This is a genomic window from Bartonella heixiaziensis, assembly GCF_046245125.2.
GTDB classification, from domain to species: Bacteria; Pseudomonadota; Alphaproteobacteria; order Rhizobiales; family Rhizobiaceae; genus Bartonella; species Bartonella heixiaziensis.
In genome coordinates this window covers 1,193,439-1,215,738 of record NZ_CP176404.1, presented here as the reverse complement: position 1 = coordinate 1,215,738, position 22,300 = coordinate 1,193,439, and the positions used below count along the sequence as shown (strand labels likewise).

18 protein-coding genes, 1 other RNA gene and 1 pseudogene are annotated in these 22,300 nt (G+C 37.1%); 14 read left to right on the top strand and 6 right to left on the bottom strand.

The genetic code is table 11. From position 1 onward, the window contains the following. Nucleotides 1–130: 130 nt before the first annotated feature. Nucleotides 131–304 (bottom strand): hypothetical protein, encoded by a 174-nt coding sequence (locus ACKC4Y_RS05420; protein ID WP_409360797.1) that lies wholly within the window; start codon nt 302–304, stop codon nt 131–133. 144 nt (nt 305–448) lie between these two features. Between ACKC4Y_RS05420 and ACKC4Y_RS05415 the strand changes: the two genes are divergently transcribed. Continuing rightward, nucleotides 449–631: a hypothetical protein gene (locus ACKC4Y_RS05415; protein WP_409360796.1), complete on the top strand. Its 183-nt coding sequence runs from the start codon at nt 449–451 to the stop codon at nt 629–631. On the opposite strand, the gene ACKC4Y_RS05410 is transcribed toward ACKC4Y_RS05415, so the two are convergent. Further along, on the bottom strand, nt 555–869 hold the full coding sequence (locus ACKC4Y_RS05410) for a helix-turn-helix domain-containing protein (protein WP_409360795.1): 315 nt from the start codon (nt 867–869) through the stop codon (nt 555–557). The two genes, ACKC4Y_RS05415 and ACKC4Y_RS05410, sit on opposite strands and share 77 nt — an antisense overlap. A gap of 488 nt (nt 870–1,357) precedes the next feature. On the opposite strand from ACKC4Y_RS05410, the gene ACKC4Y_RS05405 reads away from it, so the two are divergent. Both ACKC4Y_RS05405 and ACKC4Y_RS05400 read left to right on the top strand, forming a co-directional pair. Continuing rightward, entirely contained in the window at nt 1,358–1,552 is a 195-nt protein-coding gene (locus ACKC4Y_RS05405; RefSeq protein ID WP_409360794.1) for a hypothetical protein, read from the top strand. Between the two features lie 419 nt (nt 1,553–1,971). Then, a pseudogene (locus ACKC4Y_RS05400) lies at nt 1,972–2,281 on the top strand (hypothetical protein); the annotation flags it as partial. A gap of 2,809 nt (nt 2,282–5,090) precedes the next feature. Here ACKC4Y_RS05400 and ACKC4Y_RS05395 read toward each other — a convergent pair. Then, nucleotides 5,091–5,270, bottom strand: coding sequence for a YegP family protein (locus ACKC4Y_RS05395; protein ID WP_409360793.1), 180 nt, complete (start codon nt 5,268–5,270; stop codon nt 5,091–5,093). Between the two features lie 417 nt (nt 5,271–5,687). Beyond that, nucleotides 5,688–6,230, bottom strand: a complete 543-nt coding sequence (locus ACKC4Y_RS05390) for a helix-turn-helix domain-containing protein (protein WP_409360792.1) — start codon at nt 6,228–6,230, stop codon at nt 5,688–5,690. 349 nt (nt 6,231–6,579) lie between these two features. Between ACKC4Y_RS05390 and ACKC4Y_RS05385 the strand changes: the two genes are divergently transcribed. After that, entirely contained in the window at nt 6,580–7,632 is a 1,053-nt protein-coding gene (locus ACKC4Y_RS05385; protein ID WP_409360791.1) for a DUF475 domain-containing protein, read from the top strand. 47 nt (nt 7,633–7,679) lie between these two features. Here ACKC4Y_RS05385 and pncA read toward each other — a convergent pair whose 3' ends face one another. Continuing rightward, the gene (gene pncA, locus ACKC4Y_RS05380; RefSeq protein ID WP_409360790.1) at nt 7,680–8,288 is read right to left on the bottom strand and encodes a bifunctional nicotinamidase/pyrazinamidase; all 609 of its coding nucleotides are present in this window, start codon (nt 8,286–8,288) and stop codon (nt 7,680–7,682) included. Nucleotides 8,289–8,335: 47 nt separating this feature from the next. Next, nucleotides 8,336–8,881 carry a hypothetical protein gene (locus tag ACKC4Y_RS05375; RefSeq protein WP_409360789.1) on the bottom strand — a complete coding sequence of 182 codons (546 nt, stop codon included), beginning with the start codon at nt 8,879–8,881 and terminating at the stop codon, nt 8,336–8,338. Between the two features lie 154 nt (nt 8,882–9,035). Here ACKC4Y_RS05375 and ettA point away from each other — a divergent pair, with 154 nt between their 5' ends. The 10 genes from ettA (at nt 9,036) to ACKC4Y_RS05325 (ending at nt 22,277) form a co-directional block, all read left to right on the top strand. After that, entirely contained in the window at nt 9,036–10,685 is a 1,650-nt protein-coding gene (ettA, locus tag ACKC4Y_RS05370) for an energy-dependent translational throttle protein EttA (protein WP_409360788.1), read from the top strand. 354 nt (nt 10,686–11,039) lie between these two features. Further along, complete coding sequence (locus tag ACKC4Y_RS05365) at nt 11,040–11,984, top strand: ArsR/SmtB family transcription factor (RefSeq protein WP_409360787.1); 945 nt, start codon at nt 11,040–11,042, stop codon at nt 11,982–11,984. 1,706 nt (nt 11,985–13,690) lie between these two features. Further along, nucleotides 13,691–14,071, top strand: a complete 381-nt coding sequence (locus tag ACKC4Y_RS05360; RefSeq protein ID WP_409360786.1) for a hypothetical protein — start codon at nt 13,691–13,693, stop codon at nt 14,069–14,071. Between the two features lie 928 nt (nt 14,072–14,999). After that, nucleotides 15,000–15,509: a lytic transglycosylase domain-containing protein gene (locus ACKC4Y_RS05355; RefSeq protein ID WP_409360785.1), complete on the top strand. Its 510-nt coding sequence runs from the start codon at nt 15,000–15,002 to the stop codon at nt 15,507–15,509. 98 nt (nt 15,510–15,607) lie between these two features. Beyond that, nucleotides 15,608–15,998, top strand: an RNA gene (rnpB, locus tag ACKC4Y_RS05350) — RNase P RNA component class A. A gap of 242 nt (nt 15,999–16,240) precedes the next feature. Beyond that, nucleotides 16,241–17,239, top strand: a complete 999-nt coding sequence (gene rsmH, locus ACKC4Y_RS05345; RefSeq protein WP_409360784.1) for a 16S rRNA (cytosine(1402)-N(4))-methyltransferase RsmH — start codon at nt 16,241–16,243, stop codon at nt 17,237–17,239. After that, entirely contained in the window at nt 17,236–17,640 is a 405-nt protein-coding gene (gene ftsL, locus ACKC4Y_RS05340; RefSeq protein WP_409360783.1) for a cell division protein FtsL, read from the top strand. Before rsmH ends, ftsL begins: the two co-directional genes overlap by 4 nt. Beyond that, nucleotides 17,640–19,382, top strand: coding sequence for a peptidoglycan D,D-transpeptidase FtsI family protein (locus ACKC4Y_RS05335; protein WP_409360782.1), 1,743 nt, complete (start codon nt 17,640–17,642; stop codon nt 19,380–19,382). Before ftsL ends, ACKC4Y_RS05335 begins: the two co-directional genes overlap by 1 nt. Before the next feature lie 25 nt (nt 19,383–19,407). Next, the gene (locus ACKC4Y_RS05330) at nt 19,408–20,859 is read left to right on the top strand and encodes a UDP-N-acetylmuramoyl-L-alanyl-D-glutamate--2,6-diaminopimelate ligase (RefSeq protein WP_409360781.1); all 1,452 of its coding nucleotides are present in this window, start codon (nt 19,408–19,410) and stop codon (nt 20,857–20,859) included. Continuing rightward, on the top strand, nt 20,856–22,277 hold the full coding sequence (locus ACKC4Y_RS05325; protein ID WP_409360780.1) for a UDP-N-acetylmuramoylalanyl-D-glutamyl-2,6-diaminopimelate--D-alanyl-D-alanine ligase: 1,422 nt from the start codon (nt 20,856–20,858) through the stop codon (nt 22,275–22,277). Before ACKC4Y_RS05330 ends, ACKC4Y_RS05325 begins: the two co-directional genes overlap by 4 nt. The last annotated feature ends 23 nt before the right edge of the window (nt 22,278–22,300 follow it).

Here is a 22,300-nt window from a genome sequence, read left to right as displayed (position 1 = left end):
GGTAGCGTTATTATTCATAAAAAAATCTGTATATAGCGCATCGTTATATTCTTGATTCGCGATATAGTTAAAAAACATAGGTAGAGTTGTGTAGAGTAAAATCGTGCTATATTTTTCTTTCAAAATAAATTTATGCCAATTCTCTTACGTAGAATTCAGAAACATTTTTAGAGATATTTTCACATCGATTCGTTATTGGTTCGATTTGCGAAACTTGAACAGCATTGTTGATAGAGGTGATGATATCAACTTGTTGATAAGAAGATTTGTACCATGTGATGTTTTTTGTCTCACCATGGTACACACTCCATAGAATTCCATCTAATTTTATAAAAACCAATTTGTACACAACTGATTCTATACTGCTTATTGCAAATAATTTTTTCTAAGTTATGGGATATGCATAAACGCTTTTGCGTTACCTAGTTTAACTAAATGGAGAAGAATAATGAGAAACGACGAAAACTTTGAAATAGTTTTACCTGATATTATTGTGAAATGGGAGGCTTTGTCTACAACTCAAAAACAAGAGATTTTGAAGAGAGTAGAACACTCTATAAATGTTGCTCAGTCAAAAGAACATTTAAAGCTTCAATCTTCTTTTTATCTCCAGACGAAATCAAAGCGATGAGTTTTAAATCTTCATCGGAGATGTTAAAACCAGTTATTACGTATATGGCGCTAGCATTTCCGAGTGTGTCAAGAATAGCCATAAGTTTATCCACAGAGGGTCTTTTCCCCCCGTTTATCATTTGTTGTACGTAATTTTGTCCACAGCCTGCTGCTCTGCTTATTTCAATCATCGTTCGTCCATCACTTTTTATTAAGTCAGTTAAGCGTTGGAACCAATCTTTTTCAGTCTTTGTCATTTTTAGACCTTTACACATTGACGCTATAGCGTTAATATTGCGCCGCGAACCCAGAATACATGATAAAGGAGCGTGAAGATATCCATGCGCAGCTCTTCGCTTATGAAGGATATAGAGTTGTTTTTAACTAATAACAAAATGTCCCCATACACTTTCAGATTCGAATCAATAAAAATGGTTGCTTGGTTCCACGATTGTGACAGGGTGGATGCATATAACCAGAGATGGAAATACGCTTCATGTGTTTATGAGATGCTACTTTAATAGTATATGCAGTGGAATTATAAATCAAGATATACCCCAACGTCCACATCTGTAAAAAGTTTTTGCATTAAGGTGGTGTGTGGGCATAACGGAGCTTTACAACCTTGGGGAAAAGGGACATGGCTGTAAAAAACGAATTCATAGGTGAAAGCGTTGGTTTCCCTTTTGTTGTAATAAATTGGGTCATCATCAGATGGTGTATCTTATGCATGTGTTAAGAGATTTTGAAAATTTCAAAAACAAGCGATTTTGATGATTTTAAAGAGCATAAAGATAATCTCAACCACAAAGGTGTTTTTGGGGTAGGGTGTGACACAAGTGGCAGATACTTTATCAAAGATGAATGTGTTTTTGGTGACGGGGAAGTTTATGGCGATGCTGAGCTTTTAGAGAACTTTAAGTTTATGACAACGCTTTAATCTGCTCTTATGCAAAGATTCATGGGAATGCGAAATTTTATTGTAATGCTGAGGTTTGTAACTATGAAGATTTTAGCGATGACAAAGGGACTTATATATGTCCCTGCATTCTACACAATGCAAAAGAGGCAAACAAGAGCAATGCAGGTAAGGCACGTGTTGAGATCATTCCACTGTGAGCATTTTTTGAAATCAGTTATGTTTTTGCATTTGGTATAAATAAATACAGTAAGACAATTGACGTAAGAGACTGTATTTGAGCTATTTTGCGTCATTTATTAGCGTATTTTGGTGAGAGAATAAGGATGCCGAGAGTAGTTTGTCACACTTGGCATGTGTGGCTTATTGCATTCTTTTTTAATGGAGGGCGAAACAAATTGGTTGAGATGGCTTGTTAATGGTAATTAAAGGAGATCAAAATGAGTCTAAACGAAATTTTATTGGGAGTGGTGATTATTGTTTTGCTTTTCAGTGGGGTTATGTTTCGGTTTGCTTTGTATCATCACGACCAAGTTAAAGCTCTTAAAGAAGAATCAAGAAAGATAAAGCATGAATTTTTAAGGGATTCTATGAAGATAACTGAAGAACGAGATAGAGCACTTAGAGAGCAAAGCATGGTGATTAAAAGACGTGATCAAGCGATTGAAAGGCTGAAACAACAGATTAAGCAGTATGAGGAAATCATAAAGCAACATCAGGAAAGTGATTAAATTAGAAGATGATGCGAAAAATTTATTGTATTCATATTTTGCATCGGATTTGTGCATTAAAAGACTTTGGAAATTTAAGATAAGGTGATTTAGGAAACTTGAGAGCGTGGAAGAGGTAAACCTTAATTGTGAAGGGACTGTTGAGTTGATGGTGAGGTTATGGTTTTCGATAATGTACAAGTTTAAAGGTAATTGTTTGTGATAATGTAAAAATCTCTGATAATGCATATCTATACGGTATCGCAACGGTTTATGAGAATGTAATTGTTTATGGTGATGCATGTTTTGCTAAAAACAGTCCTGGAGCTGATCCGTTAATTGGAGAAATGAAGTATTTGCTGATAAAATAGCCTCAACGAATACGCATATAATAGTCATGGCAATCAAGAAGGAGTGGCGCCTATTCTTTATGAGGTGAAGAAAACAAGTCGGTCATGATGATTGCACAAAAGAAAAGGGGAGAGAAAGATGAATACAGAAGACGCTAGGTATTTGGCAAAACAATCATATTTATAATTTGTAATGTATGTGCATTCTAGCACGTTTGTTACTGTTACGAAAAGATACAAAATTTGAGAGATAAGAGAGAGTAAAATAATATTGGATTAAAAAACTTAATGATGCACCCGTTAAGGAACGTGATCAGGCAATAAGGTATTAGAGAATAAGAGTATAATCTTTTCATGGATACAAGTTTTGCTGAGATAAGAGTAGGGACAGAAAAGTACGCTGTTATTGTTTTATTGGAAGAATTTGGCGAGTTATATTGTATGGATTGCTATGAGGCTTTAAGGCTTGAATGTGAAGGTACAACTCTAACACGTTATCACAATTAAATGAACGGTCTTTTGGGGGCACACTAGCATAGAGAATAAAGTCAATGTGTTTTCTGTTATCATCTTAATGGTGATTGCTAATTTTTTCTTTAAGACATTTTACTTGGTAAAATGTCAAACTAGCTTTCTTCGAATATATTGGTATTGGTGTATTTGAATTGCTTTTGGGCAGAATTTTTGATGTATAAATATCTTACTTGTTGGAAGGTTAGGTTGATCAACGAATATAGCTGTGTTTTTTAATCATAATTTTCAGCTTTGCTCTGAATTCTGCTGTTATTTTTCTGTTTATAGAGAGGCATGCTTTGCTGTTTCTTGCGTTTATTTTTTTAAGGTTGCCTTATTATTTTTTCTAAATTTTTTAGCTCCGTTTAGCTCTTTTTTCTTCAAAAAACTTCATTATTAATGGAAATCTTTATGAGCAGTATAGCTTAAGCTTTTTGATGATGCCAAGTATTTTTGGCATATTTCGCATATCTTTCTCTCTTATTGTTTTTGGGAAAAATGGGATGGAGTATGGTTAATATAATTCCCTACTTGATCTTGCTATGAAAATAAACTGGGTGATTTGTGAGTCGGATAATTTTATCACAAATAGAATAGTTAATGTTCAAGCACACTGCTTCGAAGGTGGTGTGATGCATTGTGTGTTTTGCAAATAATGATTTACAGAAATCATGATGACAGTAGATTGAATGGAAGCAGTTATTTTGAAGTGGGATGCTACCTTGGTACAGATGCTGTTCATGTTTATGGCAGCTTATATCTCCCTTAACGGTGTGGTATGCACAGTATCAAATATCTTATAAGTTATCCGATGGACTAAGAAGACGTGAAAGGGAAGGCTTCAAAAGAAGAAATGATAGAGCAGTAATATTCTAAAGAACACATAAGTTAAAATGACAAAAAAGAGGAGGCTTTGATGATTTTCATTGCATTAAAGAGAAGGAAATTAGACATGTCAATGCGGTTGGTTTCCAGGCTTTTTTCAGAAATGTTACTTTTGGATCTTGTTTTTTATCGTTTACTCAAAATTATATAAAGCTTACCATTTTTCGTTAAGTCTATTCATTCATTCATTTGTTTTTTATAAGACCTATTTGATCAAACTTGATAAGAGTTTAGTCAGAATTTCTTTTTTTCAAAGTGAGATGGACTGAATTCCTTGCTAATCTTTTTAAGTGAGCACGTAGCAATTCCTATTGCCATTATAATGCGTTTCGCAATAAAAACATGTCTACTTACGGAAATAAAGCGTAATGTTTCAGCATACATTCATATGGATGAAAGATTTTACTACTGGCTATACAGTGATTGGTAATCATAAATTTTTGATTATAGAATGCAGCATTTTATTCTCATTACTGTCGAAATAAAAAACTTTGATTCGGGAAAGCGTGCGATAAACACCGATTTTGCAATATCCATTTTTCATTAAGATTTTCAAGATAATTTGATTTAGAGCATTGGATAAACTTATGGTGTAAGTTTGTGCAATAAATCTTTTTTGATATTGTTTATCCATGCAGATAGCTTTGCACTTTTGATTTTTCTTTATGAGAGAGGGGCATTGAAATTTTTTTTACGGCTGAAATTTCACAATACACGCTGTAAATGTTTTCTTAGAGCCTTAAAAATGGCTTTAGTATAATTTTGTGGGTGTCGATTTGATAGAGAATTTGTGGCGATTTTGGTTGCTTTAAAACACCACCAAGACTTGCATTTCCAAAGAGTTTGATCAGTTGAAAGCATAAAAAAGCATTATATGTTGCTGATTGATAAATTTAATAGCAGTTTGTTTTTTGCTTTGGAGAGAGGCAAAGCGTCTGTGAAAAGCTTTATTCAATAGTCTCTTGAAGTATATTAGAAATCATACAAAAAACTTCTCATCTTTTCTACTGTCGGAAAGCAATCTTTTGCTGTTCAGCACTTAAAACGTGATGTAAATATCCCTAATATATAAAGTAATTTTTTTAGCTAAATAGTAAAATGTTAAGATTGTAGCTCTCTAATCAGGGCTTTATGCGTAATTTCTTTTATTTGTTCAATATTCATCAGGATATCCTGCTTTGTTGGATAACCTTTACTGGAAAAAGCGATTTTTTGTTCATCTCCTGAGATTAGACGCCAGTACCATTGATTGTGAACCCCTTGAAACACCTCAAAATACATGCTTCCTACCTCATAAAATAGCCTATAATTTGCAGGATAAATATTCAGCCCACCTGACTATGGGTATTAAGGTATGTCTCCATAGTGAGTAGTCAATATATCTCCTTTTGTTTTTTTGATCTCAAACAATAATTCCTATGAGAATTACATTTGTAACAAGAAAATATTTATTGTCAATAAGGCATAATCGGGAATTTTATACTCTAAAAAAATTTTTTTTAATTTTATGGCCTAGTATTTTTTACTGATAGTAGAATTTTTTTCTTTTTATGCCATTGGGCATATATCTTCAATTGTTTTACTATAACCATAAACTTTATATGAAATCCCAAACTTTATCAGAAAAGAAATAAACATTTTTGCTTTTTCCTGCTGATAAAGTTTATGTCTGTCTATCGTTCCTTTTGATATGAACGTTTATTGATTAGCAACAACCTCTTTTTGCGATATGCTTCGAATGAGTAAATCAATAAACAAGCTAAGGGTATAGGAATTGGCCATCTTTGCCTTCATATCGATTAGAGAAGTTGCTGCGTTTGGAGTGGGTCCATTAGATGATCCTTGTTTTGATAAATATTGCTGCAACTTTTCATAAGAGTTTTCAATTTTTTCTTGATTTAAGTTTTCACTACGAGCGCTATTGTTCGCAAGAGTCTCTTCAAGCCCCTCAATTTTTTTGATAAAATAGTTCCAATCAAAAGCACCTTTAGTATATTCAGCATCAAACATTTTTCCTTGTCCAGTTAAAAGCCAATTAATATTGACACCGTACAGCGTGCGATATGTTTGTAAGACACTAAGGTTGGGTTCTCTTTCTCCACGCTCATAAAAAGCGATGGAGTTTTTTGTCATGCTAAATTTTTTAGCTAATGTTTCACGTGACGGATCCCCTAAAGCAAGGCGTACATAACGCAAACGTTTTCCAAATATAGTTTTTGATTCAGTTTCAGGACGTGCCATGAATTATCTCCCTCAGTAAATCATCATGGTATAAGCTTTGACCGATAAAGGCACACTATGTATTAATATTTCTTTATCCAATGTCAATATTTGTAGTCAATATTTATAATTTTATTTTTCTCTTAATTTTTAAATTTTAATCAATAGAAAGTGATTTTTAATTTGCTGTATTTTGTGTAATTTTAAGCGTGGTGGGCAATTTATATGAAAAATGTATTTACCAAATCCTTTGCTTGTTTTTTCTTCAGAAAATTCCATATAGATTTGCCGTGTGTAGTTTATTTTGATATTAGCAGATACGATTGATTTGCGCAAAATGAATTAAAGAGATGAGCTTAGAGGAATGATCATGGCCTTATTAGGCTATTTTAGATGGGCTTTTTTTTTCACAATTGTTGGCGTCTTTTTAGGAGGGGCTATTGGTTGGCTTGAAACGGGAAGTGTTTCTGGTTTTCTTAAATATTTTTTCATTTGCTGTGTTTTAGGGATTTTGGAGATTTCTTTATCTTTTGATAATTCTATTATCAATGCGCGTGTTCTTGGAAGGATGGATCTGCTATGGCGCCGTCGTTTTTTGGTATGGGGCATTTTAATAGCAGTATTTGGAATGCGGATTATTTTTCCGTTGCTGGTGGTTGCTGTTGCTGTTTGGATTAATCCAATTGCAGCAGTAAAATTAGCAATATGGGAGCCACATCAGTATGCTGCAATCTTAACGGATGCTCATGTAGGCATTGCTGCTTTTGGGGGAACTTTTCTCATGATGGTTGGGTTAAAATATTTTTTTGATCCTGAAAAAGAGGTGCATTGGCTTGCTTTTATAGAAAGACTAGCTCAAAAGCTTGGGGCGTTTGTTGGGATTGATATTGCAATTGTTTTGATTATGATATTACTTTTTTCAGGACAGATTGTAACAGAAGATAAAACAGCTTTTTTACTTTCTGCCCTTTATGGACTTTTGACATTTATAAGCGTTGAAGCTATCGGTTTGCTCTTGGATTCTCCAAAAACAGCTTTAACTACTGTTGCTAAAGGGGGAGCAGGCGCATTTCTTTATCTAGAAGTTTTAGATGCTAGCTTTTCTTTCGATGGCGTTGTTGGTGCTTTTGCCTTTTCACACAACCTTTTTATTATCGCAATTGGTCTTGGTATAGGTGCATTTTACGTTCGTTCTATGACGATTATGTTGGTTGAATCAGGGACGTTGTTGCATTATCGTTATTTGGAGCATGGTGCTTTTTATGCGATTTTGGTACTTGCAGTGATTATGTATTTGCAGACCATTCTATCGGTGCCTGAGATATTAACTGGACTTGTGGGGGTCTGTATTATTGGAATGGCGTTTTATTCTTCACTTCGTTTTAAGCGTCGTCACCTGAATGAACATACCATGTCTCAGTAAGTTGAAGGTTGTTTATGCGTTACAATAGCTGAACGAAAGAGGCCATTTTAGGAGACCATTAAGAGTTCTATACCGGCTTTGTTCATAGTTTTAAGCATCGTGTTAAGCGATCCGTTGAGATCAATACCAGCACAGGCATTTAGTGAAACGCTTACTTTAAAGCCGCATTGGATGGCATGGAGTGCAGAAAACCCGACGCAAAAATCGGTTGCTAAGCCGCACATAGTTAGTTTCGTAAAACCATGTTCTTTGAGATATAGTTTTAAGCCTGTTGGTGTTTTTTGATCATTCTCAAAAAAGGCGGAATAGCTGTCAATTTTTTGATTGTAACCTTTTCGAAGAATAAGTTGCGCTTTTTCAACTCTGAGAGATGAATGAAACGCTGCTCCTTGTGTTCCTTGTACGCAATGATCAGGCCAAAGTATTTGGGGACCATAGTCAAGGGTGACTGTATCATACGGCGTTTTTTCAGGGTAGGCAGAAGCGAAGCTGGAATGGTTTTTGGGGTGCCAGTCTTGGGTTAAAATGACATGATCAAAATGATCTATGAGATTATTAACAGCAGGTAAAATGATATCACTTTGTGGTACTGCAAGTGCTCCACCTGGCAGAAAGTCATTTTGAACATCAATGACGATTAAGACTTTTTTTTCCATGGATATATGCCTGTAGAAGATTTATCTTTTGTTGTAATCTTTAAAGACTATGTTGCGTCTTGCAGTTTTGAGATAATCTGATGGATATTGCTATTATTTGTATAATTATCAAGCCAAAAGAGAGGAATGGATAAGTTTTTACGATTGGTTTTATAGTTTTTTACAAATTGTAACCACATGCCAATGGGGAGTGCAATGTGGTCACTCCTCGCAACATGGTGGTGCAGAGCTTTAATAATCATAGGGCTTGGGACGTCAGACCCCATGAGGCGGCGATTGTTTTGTAAATGCAGTTTGAGCCATCTTAAGACAAGAGGTGAAGTACATTGTTTCCCGTGACACAAAAGTAATGAAAAGAGATGGGGGGTTTCTACGGCATAATGTAATGCCCACAAAGCAAGAAAAGAGGGTGCATAGAGAATTAATTTTCTTGGTGCTACATTATTGCATTGATAGGCCGGTTTAATACGATAAAAACAGTGTTTTATATTTGGTATAAAAAATAGGGACGATGTTTGATAACACGTCTCGGGTATAGCTAAGAGGATTTGTTTTTTATTCATTGAAGGTGTGTTTTTTGCATTCAGAACCATAGTGGGGCTTGTGAGATTAGAAAAAATGTATCAATATTAGAATGCAAAACCCTTGCATTGAACATAAGTGTTGCTTATCCGAAGTTTAAGGAAAGCGGAAGCATTTTTTTCAAAGTCCTAACTCTAATATCACACAATATTTAAAGAGAAGTTTATGGCACGTCAATTTATCTATCACATGGCTGGGCTTACTAAGGTTTACGGTAATAAGAAAATTTTGGAAAATATTCATCTGTCTTTTGATCCAGATGCAAAAATCGGTATTTTAGGACCGAATGGTGCAGGTAAATCAACCATTTTACGTATTATGGCTGGGCTAGATAAGGAATATACCGGAGAAGCATGGCTTTCTGAGGGGGCACGTTGTGGCTATCTTTCGCAAGAGCCTCTTCTTGATACAAGCAAAGATGTGCGTGGCAATGTGATGGAAGGTGTTGCCGATAAGCAGGCAATTTTGGAGCGCTATAATGAGTTGATGATGAATTATAGTGAAGAAACGGCTGATGAAAGTGCGCGCCTTCAAGATATCATCGACAGTCAAAATCTTTGGGATTTAGAGAGTCAAGTAGAAATGGCTATGGCTGCCCTTGATTGTCCACCAGCAAATGAGGACGTGACAAAGCTTTCAGGAGGTGAAAGGCGGCGTGTTGCGCTTTGTAAATTGCTTTTGTCAAAACCTGATTTATTGCTTTTAGATGAACCAACGAACCATTTGGATGCTGAAACTACAGCTTGGCTTGAAAGGCATCTGCGTGAATATTCTGGTGCGGTGCTTTTAGTGACGCATGATCGTTATTTTTTAGATAATGTAACGGGATGGATTTTAGAATTAGATCGCGGGAAAGGTATTCCTTATGAAGGGAACTATTCTGCTTATTTGGGGGCTAAAGCCAAACGTTTGGCTCAGGAAGGGCGTGAAGAGGCTGCTCGTCAGCGTGCGCTGTCACGCGAAAAAGAATGGATAGCTTCTAGTCCAAAAGGACGACAAGCAAAGTCAAAAGCGCGGATTAAAGCGTATGATGAATTGGTTCAGGCTGCACATGAGCGCCGTCCTGGAGATGCACAGATTATTATTCCTATCGGCGAAAGATTGGGGCAGGTTGTCATTGAAGTTGATAATCTCTCTAAGGCATATGGAGAGCGTGTGTTGATTGATAGTCTTTCTTTCAAGCTTCCTGCAGGTGGAATTGTTGGAGTTATTGGTGCCAATGGTATGGGAAAATCTACCTTGTTTAAAATGTTGACGGGTCAGGAACAACCAGATTCAGGTCAAATACGTATCGGCGAAACAGCTCACATGAGTTACGTTGATCAGAGCCGGGATTCATTGGCGGGCGATAAAACCGTTTGGGAGGAAATTTCCGGCGGAAATGACATTATTAAATTAGGTAAATATGAGATGAATAGCCGCGCTTATTGCGGTGCGTTTAATTTTAAGGGCGCAGATCAACAGCAAAAAGTAGCAAGTTTGTCAGGAGGGCAGCGCAATCGTGTGCATTTGGCCAAGCTTTTAAAAGAGGGAGGTAATGTTCTTCTTCTTGACGAACCAACCAATGATCTTGACACTGAAACGTTGGGCGCATTGGAGGATGCGCTGGAAAATTTTGCTGGTTGTGCGGTTATCATATCGCATGATCGTATGTTTCTTGATCGATTGGCAACGCATATTTTGGCCTTTGAAGGTGATGGACATGTAGAGTGGTTTGAAGGTAATTTTGCAGAATATGAGGCTGATAAGATTCGTCGTCTTGGGTCAGAGGCTCTTAATCTGAAGCGTGGGAATTATAAGCCGCTTACACGCTAGCATTGCTTGTTTACTTTGCCCTTTTATCTTAGAAAATGGTGATGCTTTCTGTGTTGCTTTTATTCTTCAGGAAGTATGTTATCATACTTTTTCTAAAGTATATAAGAGCCTAGAATTTATCTAGGTTGTAATAGAAAAATATAGATTTTCATATGCAGTTGGGTGGATAGTTACAATGACCAGTAACTTTGCCATCATTGTTATGAAGTAGCGGGGAGGGGCCATTCGTTTTTAGCAATTGTCCATTTTTATCTTATCAGAAAACAGTGCGAACAGAAGTGATGCAACTATATGCCTTCTGCTTGATTTTCTATTCGTAGGAATAAATGCTTGTCTGAGCAGTAAGGAATATTTATGGAAAAAATAGAAAGTTTGGATGTGATGATTGTGCTGCTAAAAGCGATGGCAGAGACGAGTCGTTTGCGTATTCTTGCACTTTTGTATCACGAAGATTTAACAGTAGCGGACTTTGTATTTATACTTGGTCAGTTGCAATCGCGTGTATCACGAAATTTACGTTTATTGTGCGAAGCACAATTGATTGAGCGTTATCAGAAGGGGGGACGAGTTTATTTTAAGCTTTATCATAGTTGTTTGGCTAAAAAAGATGTTGTGATGGCTGCTCTTTCAGCTCTTCCAGAGCATGATTTAATGCTTGTGCATGATTTGGTACGTTTGGTAGATGTGAAAAAACAACGCCAAAATAAGCGAAAGAAGGATTTCTTACAAAATGCGGCGCGATGGGATGCGTTACGGTTATCATATGTTGCGGATCACGTTGTAGAAAGCGCTTTGCTTGAAATTGTTGGAGGTAAACAATTTGATACGATGCTGGATATTGGTAGGGCTACAGGCTCTGTCTCAAAATTGTTTTCAGGTCTTTATACGCATGCCGTTGAAGTTACGCTTGATAGCGATATTTTGCATTTGTCTGTTGGAAATATAACTTTTGATTTGGCGGTTTTTTATTGGGTTTTACATCTTCTTGATAATCCCCAAATAGCTTTTAATGAGGTGGCACGTGTTTTACGTCCCAATGGGCGTTTGTTGATTGTAGATTTTGTTCACCATAAAGGTGCCTCTTCATATTCCTCTCATTCTCATATGCTTCTTAAATTTTCAGATTCACAAATAGAGCAATGGTTTCAAAACGCAGGACTTGTTTTAGAACAAACAGTTTGCCTTACTTCTGTACAAAATGAAAGTCATGAGGAGGGGCTCATGGTAAAGCTCTGGCTTGCTCGTGACCCGCGTTTACTGGTAGATGATATAAAAGATAAAAAAATAGACTTTGCATAATCATATTTGCTCATGTGCCTTAGACTGCTTGGTGCTTTATGTTTAGGCCGTGTAAGCTGTATAGCTAACGATCTTATTATAGAGGCGAAGCCGGTAGCGTTGCTCTTAACGTGTATTAATAATAGTATGTGTGAATTATGTAATATATTGATTATTAATAATAATTAATTGTTTTAAAATTTTAATAAAAAACCAGTGTAGGATTTTTTTGCATTTCAAGCCCTCTATTTAGGAGCAAAAAATCATTTTTGTGTGCATCACGGGAGGGAATGGTGTGCGGATAAAAAACGTTTGAGAAAGAATGCAATGTGTCTCTTACAGAACCATCTTAATGTAAATACAGGTGCAACATTGGAAGTTAGGAAGTATAATGACAATACTGACTTGTACTTTCAAAATACAGTGATACCTAATGAAACTCGCATTATACCCTTTATGAGTAGGGTGATACTAAGAAATGAGATTGGGAGCAAGACAGGTTCTTTTTAAAGCAAGTCTGTGAATGAGCAGTGCAATGGTATGTTGTTCTCAATAAGGGGTGTGATTTCATGAAAGAACGCGAGAAGCAAAAAAGAAACACTGTATAATCTCTCCTAAGGAGAATTAATAGAATAATTTTTAAGATACAGGAATTCGCTATTGTATCCTTTTACAGGGTGGGGGTAGACAATAGAGATGGGGAGGAAATGTTTATTCTAGTTGTCATCACTTATGATAATGCATTGGAATTTGTTGCTGGTTATAAAATAATTTGTTCTCTCCTTAAATAGCGCTAGTAAATGATTCGGAATAAATACGTTCAGAACTCTGACTTTTTTGTGAAAATTCATTTCTTCAAGTCCATAATTGGTGTTTTTCTTGCAGAACCAATTTTACAATATTTTTTATGGGTCTTTTCAGAAATTGTCATAAAGACAGGAAAGACTCAGTATTTTTATTTTAGTCGTATTGAGCTCCTATTTGTTCATCGTTTGGAACAGAATACTTTATGTCCGTATTAGCGCGTATATTTCTAATTTTTTTGTTATAATTTCAAGCTATTAAAAGATTCACATTTTGATTTTTGGGGAATAGTGTTGAACAAGTGATAACTAGTTTTAGACTTTTTCTTTTCATAGGAGAAAGTCTACAAAAGCTGTTTATGCTTTTAAATTTTTACGAACACTGTTTTTTGGGAAAGATTATTGGGGAAAATAACAATGATCATAGATTCTGATTGATTGATGGTTCCCGAAATAAAGTTGCTTCAAATTGGGTCAATTTTGGTGTTTTTTTGCCTAAATTTTTCCACTTTTAGGCAATTTATATTTTTTTTGTATTTTTTGTATGAAATACGGTAAGAATTTCTTGTTGTTTAGAGTATTTTATTCCATAGCAAGTATATTGCATCGACGTAATGGTTGATGTGAAGGACGATCAGGGAGCCTCCTCCCCCCCCCCGCGTGGATCCCTTAGATTGTCTGGCCTGGCTGAGGATTTCCTCAGTCAGGCTTTTTAGAGTTCAGTGTTAATTAAGGAAGTATTAAGAGGGGGCAGAAAGTATAGAAAATAGGCCTTATATAGTATATAAAGATTATAATTTAAGGTGTGTTAAGTTTAGGTTGTCATCAGTTTTCAGTAATTTAAAGGTTTTTCTTTATTAAAAGTTCGATGAACAATGTGTGGGGGAAGAATACTTTGTGTGTCGTGGTTTTTAGGGAGATAGAATGGGATTTTGCTGGCGTCGTAGTGTCCTTATTTTGTTTGTATTTTTTGTTTTTGCTGCCAGTCTTTTTGTTTCTCGAAATGGTGCGGTTTATAAGGTTCTTTTTGATCGCTCTTTTTCTTCTCATCAGGTTAATGTAAATGTAACAGAGGGTATGCTCCTAGAAAGGTTGGCATTGTCTTTTCCGGATATTGTCGTGAAACTTTCTAAGATGAATCCTCAACAACAAAAGCAATTCATTGAGCAGGTGCGTCGAGATACAATTGCTGCTGCTTCTGCCAGTGGTCAGAGCGATGAGCTTGCTCGAAAATTGGGTGAAACTGTTGCTATGATTATATTAAAAGCGGTTTCTCATCCTTCCATTAGTGATTCTTATTTTTAGTCATTTCCCTAAAAAATTATGCGTTTACGGTTTATCCTAAGAGTTTTTTGCGCTTTTCGTGGAATTTTGGGAAGTGTGAAGAGAAGTTGTGCTGTCCATTTTTTATTTGATATTATGAGCGAGGAATGGAAGAGAGAAAAGGACTTAGAATCTCCTTTTTTCTACGGATTTTAGGGTATGTTTTCTGAATATGGAGAAGGGGATGCTAGGAGGAGATTAGCCTATCACAGGCAAGGAAAATATTTGAATAGATATGAGCAATATAAATTTTTATTCAGGTGGTATTGGGGTTGTTTGTGCTGACCCTTTAAGAATTTTCCAAAATAACTAGAAGAAATTATTAAAGTGTGCTATACGGCTCGAAAATTATGTGTTTGATACACATTCGTGAGCTTCTTGTGGTTGTTTTTAGGAAAGAGCTCGTCTGAGTTGAGTTTTTTGCAGCGAGTATTTTAGCAGCCATTGAGGAGAGTTTATAACGGTTTCTATTCCTAGTAGATATTTTGTGGTATCGAGGACGTTGTGTGAAGATGTTCCAGTCAATGTCGCTTTTTGCGATCGTGGAATTGACCTGAGTAAGGTTTGCAATCATTGTATTTGAAAAATGGCAGAGCCATTAGCATTTTTAATGCTATTTTTGTTTGTTAAAAATTTAAGTGTGCGGTAGAAGTATCGGAAAGTGATAGAATATATTACTTTTTTACTACGCTAAAGCCTCCGTTATAGTTTCTTTATTTTTCGATATCTTATGAAATAGAGAAATATATAATTAATAAGCTGAGCGATTTTCTTATAATGTGAAAATTTAACTTAAAATTGTCTTAATATTTTCATTTTTAAGCCGCTCTTTAGTTTTCTTTCTATGTACAATGCTCCCTTCAAGCCGTTGCGGCTAGGATTTAAGAATGTCTTAATAAAGAGAAAGAAAATGCAATTTTTAAATTTTTTTTTAAGTACAGCATTTGTTGTATCTTTTGTATTTGAGATAAGTTTGGCTCATACTGTCCTAAATGTTGCTGGATCAAGTGAAGATTCTGTAACGACTTCTTCTAAGATTCCTGTTCGTCCTTATGAGTTTCTTATTCAGAAATTTGCAAATAAGTACAATGTTCCCGTTAATTTGGCACATGCTGTTGTAAAGGTTGAAAGTGATTATAAGGCACGTATAAAGGGGGCTGCTGGTGAAATAGGCTTGATGCAAATTAAACCATCTACTGCGCGAGGATTGGGATTTAAAGGTTCTGTACAAGATCTTTACGATCCTGCGACCAATCTTGAATATGGCATGCGCTATTTGGCACGTGCATATAAACTAAGCGGTGGCAATACGTGTGGCACAATCCTTAAATATAATGCAGGTCATGCTGCAAAAAAAATGAATTCCATTTCGGAAAAATATTGTTCAAAAGTGAAAACGTATTTGGCTTCATTAAAATAAAAATACACCTTGAAGACAATGTGTTTTCTTGATCAAATTTATAAAATATCTTGAGATGACTATTTTCACTTGACGAAAAATGTTTTATAGCTGATGTGTCAGTCGGCTGGGCAGCCGCGCTTGTCTTATGCTGAAAGGCGGCAAGTGAGGAAAGTCCGGGCTCCACGGAAAAACGGTGCCGGGTAACACCCGGCGGGGGCGACCCTAGGGAAAGTGCCACAGAAAGTAAACCGCCTATTTTTATAGGTAAGGGTGAAAGGGTGGGGTAAGAGCCCACCGCGCATTCAGTAATGAATGTGGCAAGGTAAACCCCACCGGGAGCAAGACCGAATAGAAATGACGCGCAGGGTTTAACTTGCAGCCGGTTTCCGGGCGAGTCATTCGGGTAGGTTGCATGAGGCGGATGGTAACATCCGTCCTAGATGAATGGTTGCCATGTAAAGTGTAAACTTTACCATACAGAACCCGGCTTACAGGCCGACTGATTTTTCATGATAATGTTATTTTACATCATATCGTCAAGAGGTTTTTCCTATAAAATGTACGTTTTGAAAGGGGACACTTAAAAAATAACATTTCTTTAAATATAATGCATTAGGATATGCATCGGATTAACTTTGACTTTATTCTCTTTCATTATGAGGTGTGAGAGTTGAAGTTTTGGTTATTCTGACATCAGTTACCATGAGAGAGCTGTTGATTTTTAAAAGCATAAATCAAGACGGATTATTTTGACAAAACAGGGGCATAGAGCTGAACGCCATATTCCAGTGTTGTTGCAGCCAGTTTTATCTGGGCTTGCGCCATTGGTTGGAGCAAGAGTGATTGATGGTACCTTTGGTGCCGGTGGTTATACACGTGCTTTTTTAAATGCAGGGGCAGAGGTTATTGCTCTTGATCGTGATCCTCATGCTATTTGTGAGGGACAATCGCTTGTTAATGAATTTTTTCCACGACTTCGTTTGGTGCAAATGGAATTTTCACAGTTGGATCGCGTTGTTGAAGAGAAGGTAGATGCTGTTATTTTGGATATTGGTGTTTCTTCTATGCAGCTTGATGAAGCTGAAAGGGGATTTTCTTTTCAAAAAGATGGTCCATTAGATATGCGAATGGCTCAGACTGGTTTTACTGCTGGCGATGTTGTAAATCTTTTAAAAGTGAATGATTTAGCTCGAATCTTTAAAATATTGGGAGAAGAGCGTTATGCTGGTCGGATTGCACGGATGATTGAAAAACGCCGCTGTGTTAAGCCTTTTTTGCGTACAGGTGATCTTGCTCATGCTATCGAGGTATTGGTAGGCCGTAAAAGTGGAGATCGCATTCATCCTGCAACACGTGTATTTCAGGCTCTTCGCATTTATGTTAATGATGAAATTGGTGAACTTGCACGTGGCTTATTTGCTGCTGAACGCATTTTGAAACCTGGTGGTCGTTTGGGTGTTGTAAGTTTTCATTCTCTTGAAGATCGTATGGTCAAAAGATTTTTTTCTTTTCGTTCAGGAGAGTGTAAGAGATCACGCTATCTTCCTGAAATAAAAACGGCTCCAGCAACATTTTTCCCTTTGTTTAAAGGGGGAATAACTGCAAGTGAAGAGGAGTTACAGCAAAATCCTCGTTCACGTTCTGCACGGTTGCGTATTGGTGTACGTACAGATGCAGATAGTCTCATGGCAGATATGAAATTGTTTGGTTTAGCAGAAGTTGCCAGTTTTGAAGGCGGCAAAAAATGACAGTTTTTCGTACATTTGATATGATTTTAGTGCTGATTATGATTTGTATGGCAGGTCTTACTTATAAGGTAAAATATGATGTCCAGAAACGAATGAGCGAAGTCCATCGTCTTGAACATAGAATTGCTGCAGAAAAAAATACGGTGAGCTTGCTTCATGCTGAGTGGGCTGTGATGATAGAGCCATCACGCATGCAAAAACTTGCGAAACGTTATCAAAAAGAGCTTGGTTTAGAGATTATCCAGCCTCGTCAAATTGTGGAGTTTGAGAATCTTCCAGTACGTGTACATGATCCAATTGAAGAAGTGATTAAGCAAAATATTTTGGAGGAAGGTAAGGATATTTTAGCTAATAATCGTGCTTCCCAATTGAATGGCGTTGTTCAAAAAGGCGTGCGGTGATGAAATCATACTTTTTATTTTCGCAGAAGAAAAAGCGCTTAAATAAACAGTTGAATGCTCATAATTCCCCCATTCGTCGCCCATATTCTAGTCGTCCACGCTTGCTTTTTTCGTTACTATGTTTTCTTATTTTATATGGTGTTATGGGGGCTTGTCTTATTTCTTATGGGCTCGAAGGGGGACAGATTGAAGAAGCAAAGGGGCCAAGAATTCTTCAATTGACTGCGCGGCCTAATATTATTGATCGGAATGGCCGTTTATTGGCAACGGATATTAAAACTTATTCGCTTTTTGCTGAACCACGACGTATTATTGATGTGGATGAAACAATAGAATTGCTTTCAACAGTTTTGCCTGATCTCAATTGGCAGGAAACTTATAAACGCCTAAAAAGAAAATCTAGTTTTTCTTGGATTCAGCGTGGACTAACGCCAACGCAAAAGACGCAGATTATGGCTCTTGGTATTCCTGGGATTGGTTTTCGTACTGAAATTCGTCGTTTTTATCCAAGTGGTTCTGTGGTTTCGCATATTCTCGGCATGGTTAATGTTGATAATCAGGGCATAGCGGGGATGGAAAAATATATTGATGATGCTGGATTGAGTGCTTTGCGTGCTGTTGGTCTTGCAACTGAAACGTCCTTAAAGCCTGTTCAACTTTCGATTGATGTGCGTATTCAGACAATTGTACACGATGAACTTATGAAGGCAATGAAGCGTTACAAAGCAATTGCCGCAGGAGCTGTTATTTTAAATATCCATACTAATGAAGTTCTTGCTATGGCATCTGTTCCAGATTTTGATCCTGAAAATCCTGTTGATGCTTTGAAGAGTGATCGCCTCAATCGGATGACTGCTGGAATCTTTGAAATGGGATCTATCATTAAAAGTTTTACGACTGCGATGGCACTTGATTCAAATATCTTTCATTTAAACAGTATCATTGATGCTTCAAAACCTTTGCAAGCAAGTGGAGGGTACACTATTCATGATTTTCATGGGAAAAATCGTCCCCTAAAGTTATGGGAGGTTTTTATTTATTCCTCTAACATTGGTTCTGCAAAAGAGGCATTGGCGGTAGGGATTGATGGACATCGTGCTTTTTTGAAAAGGCTTGGTTTACTTGATCAATTGTCAACAGAATTGCCCGAAGTTGCACACCCCATTGTGCCACATCAGTGGAAAGATATTAATTCTATGACGATTTCTTTTGGACATGGTATGGCAACAACGCCCTTACAAACAGCAGTAGCTGCTGCTGCTTTAATGAATGGGGGATGGTTGATTGCACCCACATTTTTAAAACGTACAAAAGAACAAGCTTCTAAACATGCAAAAAAAGTTCTGCATGCTAAAACGAGTCAAAATATGCGTTACCTTTATAAATTAAATAGCGATATTGGTTCTGGACGTAATGCAAAAGTCGAAGGTTATCGGGTTGGTGGGAAAACAGGAACAGCTGAAAAAGTTGAAAATGGAAAATATTCTAAAACAAAAAATTTCAATAGTTTTCTCGCGGCTTTTCCTATTGAGGATCCTTCCTATGTTGTTTTAACAATTATCGATGAACCTAAGCCTGAAGAAGGAAAACATGCAGCAACAGCAGGATTGAATGCTGGGCCAATGCTTTCTAATATTGTTCGCCGCTCAGCTACTTTTCTTGGAATAAAACCGGATTTTAAAAAAGAATACGAGCCTCTTTTAAGCACAAAGAACAATTCAAGCTTAGTTAAACAACGGTAAAATGAATATAAAAAGGTGTGTTGTCATGTTGTTGGGAACTGTTTTTGCAGAATGTATTGAAGATAAAAGTCTTTCTTCAATAGAAATAACAGGAATAAGTGCGGATTCTCGGCAAATTTTGCCAGGCTATGTTTTTGTAGCCCTTCAAGGCAATCAAGGTGATGGAAGACACTATATAAATGATGCACTAAAGCGTGGTGCACAAGCAATCGTTACAGATTGTAATGCTGTTCTTGAGAATTTATCTGTTCCTCTTTTACGTGTTCGTGATGTTCGTCATAGTTTAGCAATAGCAGCTGCACGTTTTTACAGTTCTCAACCTGAAACTATCGTTGCTGTGACAGGGACAAGTGGAAAAACATCCGTTGTCTCTTTTGTTCGGCAAATTTGGACTCATGTTGGATTGTGTGCCGCCAGTATAGGGACGGTAGGTGTTTTTTCTCCTTACCGGAATGATTCTGGTTCTCTCACAACACCTGATCCAGTAGTCTTACAGCGCCTCCTTTATGAAATTTCCAATGAAGGTGTTACACATGCAGCCCTTGAAGCATCTTCGCATGGGCTTGATCAATGCCGACTTGACGGGGTACGTTTAACTGCTGGTGCCTTTACCAATTTAGGGCGTGATCATATGGATTATCACACGAGCGTAGAGGATTATTTGCGTGCTAAAATGAGGCTCTTTGATACACTTTTGCCTCAAGATTTTCCTGCTCTGATTTTTGCGGATGATGTTTATTCGCAAAAGGTTATTGATACAATCACACAAGCGCGCCGCCGTGTCTTAACAATTGGGCGTAAAGGGCAATTTATCACTATTAATCGTATTGAACATCAACGTTCGAAACAGTGTGTTGAATGTCGTGTGGAAAACAATATTTATACATTTGATTTGCCTCTAGCTGGAGATTTTCAAGTGAGTAATGCGCTTTTGGCGGCGGGATTAGCAATTGCAACAGGTGTTTCTCCTGATAAAGTTTTTCATTCACTTGAAACTTTACAGGGAGCCCCTGGGCGCTTGGAATTGGTTGGAAAGACAGAAAATAATGCGCCTGTTTATATAGATTATGCGCATAAACCAGAAGCTTTAGAGCAGGTATTGCTTTCTGTTCGCCCTTTTACACAGGGGCGTTTAATTCTTGTTTTTGGTTGTGGTGGTGATCGTGATCGGGGGAAAAGATCTTTAATGGGAAAAATTGCAGAAAACAAGGCTGATATTGTTATTGTAACGGATGATAATCCCCGTACTGAAGAACCTGAGAAAATTCGAAAAGATATTTTACAAGCAGTTCCAAAAGCAATGGAAATAGCGGATCGTGGTGAAGCTATTGCTTATGCGGTTGGGATTTTGCAAGCTGGAGACACACTCATCATCGCTGGAAAAGGTCATGAGAATGGTCAGATTATAGGGCAGAAAACATATCCTTTTTCAGATCGCTTGAAAGCGATAGAGGCTTTGCAGGAACGAAAGAGATGACAGTGTTATGGGATAAACAAGCACTTATTACAGCAATTGATGGCTTTGTAATCGGATGCTTACCAGAAACTTTTTCTGGGATTTCTATTGATAGTCGCACGCTTGTAAAAGGCGATATTTTTTTCTGTATTAAAGGGCATCATCTTGATGGTCATGATTTTGCTGCGCAAGCTTATGCAAGGGGAGCAGGCGTTCTTATTGTTACGGAAGATCGTTTGACTGACATGAAAAAAATATCCGCTCCACTGATTGTTGTCCCTGATGTTTTGCAAGCCTTAGAAAAACTTGCACAAGCTGCGCGTAGGCGTTCAAAAGCTAAAATTATAGCGGTAACAGGTTCAGTGGGAAAAACAACAACAAAAGAAGCTCTCAAACAAGTGCTTGCAACTGTTGGAAAGGTTCACGCGAATTCTGCTTCTTTGAATAATCACTGGGGAGTGCCGCTTAGCTTGGCACGAATGCCAGCAGAGTGTGATTATGGTATCTTTGAAATTGGTATGAATCATAAAGATGAAATTCGCCCTCTTGTAAAGTTGATTCATCCGCATGTTGCTCTTATTACGCATATTTCTGCGGCACATATGGGTTTTTTCAAAAATCTTGAAGAAATAGCAGATGCAAAAGCTGAAATTTTTGAAGGATTAGATGAGGAAGGTGTTGCCATTTTAAATGCGGATAATGATTTTTTTTCTTATTTAATTCAAAAAGCAAAGCAATGTGGTGTGAAAAAGATCTTAAGCTTTGGTGAGGCTGAAAATTCTGATTATCAGGTTAGAGATATATGTCTTCAAACGGATTGTTCCTCTATGGTTGTACGAATTTCTGGACAAGATAGGACGATTAAAATTGGTGCTCCTGGGCGACATATTGTCCAAAATAGTTTAGGTGTTCTTGCGGTTTGTGATGCCGTTGGTGCTGATTTAGAATGTATTGCGCTTGCTTTGAGCCATTTTTCTCTCCAAAAGGGGCGGGGTATCCGCTACGAGTTGTCTTTACCCAATGGTGGCGAATTTTATTTAATTGATGAAAGCTACAATGCGAATCCCGCGTCTATGCGTGCTGCTCTTGATCTGCTTGCTACAGGGCCAGTAGGTTCATGTGGTAGGCGCATTGCTATTTTGGGGGATATGCTCGAACTGGGAGCTCATAGTGAAAAACTCCATCGTGATTTAGTAAAGCCAATATGTCTTTCTGGTGCTCATCCAGTTTTTTTATTTGGTGAGGTAATGAAATTTTTGGCCATTGATTTATCCGCTTACGTTAAGGTTCATTATGCTGAAAATATTGAAAAAATTTTACCGCTTCTTTTTGCAGAAATTTCCAATGGGGATCTGCTTATGATTAAATCATCCCGTGGTCTTAATTCTTCAGATATTGTGACAGCACTTTTTGATCGCTATAAAGTGGTTTCTCTCTAATTTAAAATAGGTTTTTTTATATT

Excerpts from the sequence above, each read along its gene's own strand:
- ACKC4Y_RS05415 (WP_409360796.1), top strand. The coding sequence starts at position 449 with ATGAGAAACGACGAAAACTTTGAAATAGTTTTACCTGATATTATTGTG.
- ACKC4Y_RS05410 (WP_409360795.1), bottom strand. The coding sequence starts at position 869 with ATGACAAAGACTGAAAAAGATTGGTTCCAACGCTTAACTGACTTAATA.
- ACKC4Y_RS05395 (WP_409360793.1), bottom strand. The coding sequence starts at position 5,270 with ATGTATTTTGAGGTGTTTCAAGGGGTTCACAATCAATGGTACTGGCGT.
- ACKC4Y_RS05390 (WP_409360792.1), bottom strand. The coding sequence starts at position 6,230 with ATGGCACGTCCTGAAACTGAATCAAAAACTATATTTGGAAAACGTTTG.
- ACKC4Y_RS05385 (WP_409360791.1), top strand. The coding sequence starts at position 6,580 with ATGGCCTTATTAGGCTATTTTAGATGGGCTTTTTTTTTCACAATTGTT.
- pncA (WP_409360790.1), bottom strand. The coding sequence starts at position 8,288 with ATGGAAAAAAAAGTCTTAATCGTCATTGATGTTCAAAATGACTTTCTG.
- ACKC4Y_RS05375 (WP_409360789.1), bottom strand. The coding sequence starts at position 8,881 with ATGGTTCTGAATGCAAAAAACACACCTTCAATGAATAAAAAACAAATC.
- ettA (WP_409360788.1), top strand. The coding sequence starts at position 9,036 with ATGGCACGTCAATTTATCTATCACATGGCTGGGCTTACTAAGGTTTAC.
- ACKC4Y_RS05365 (WP_409360787.1), top strand. The coding sequence starts at position 11,040 with ATGGAAAAAATAGAAAGTTTGGATGTGATGATTGTGCTGCTAAAAGCG.
- ACKC4Y_RS05360 (WP_409360786.1), top strand. The coding sequence starts at position 13,691 with ATGGGATTTTGCTGGCGTCGTAGTGTCCTTATTTTGTTTGTATTTTTT.
- ACKC4Y_RS05355 (WP_409360785.1), top strand. The coding sequence starts at position 15,000 with ATGCAATTTTTAAATTTTTTTTTAAGTACAGCATTTGTTGTATCTTTT.
- ftsL (WP_409360783.1), top strand. The coding sequence starts at position 17,236 with ATGACAGTTTTTCGTACATTTGATATGATTTTAGTGCTGATTATGATT.
- ACKC4Y_RS05335 (WP_409360782.1), top strand. The coding sequence starts at position 17,640 with ATGAAATCATACTTTTTATTTTCGCAGAAGAAAAAGCGCTTAAATAAA.
- ACKC4Y_RS05330 (WP_409360781.1), top strand. The coding sequence starts at position 19,408 with ATGTTGTTGGGAACTGTTTTTGCAGAATGTATTGAAGATAAAAGTCTT.
- ACKC4Y_RS05325 (WP_409360780.1), top strand. The coding sequence starts at position 20,856 with ATGACAGTGTTATGGGATAAACAAGCACTTATTACAGCAATTGATGGC.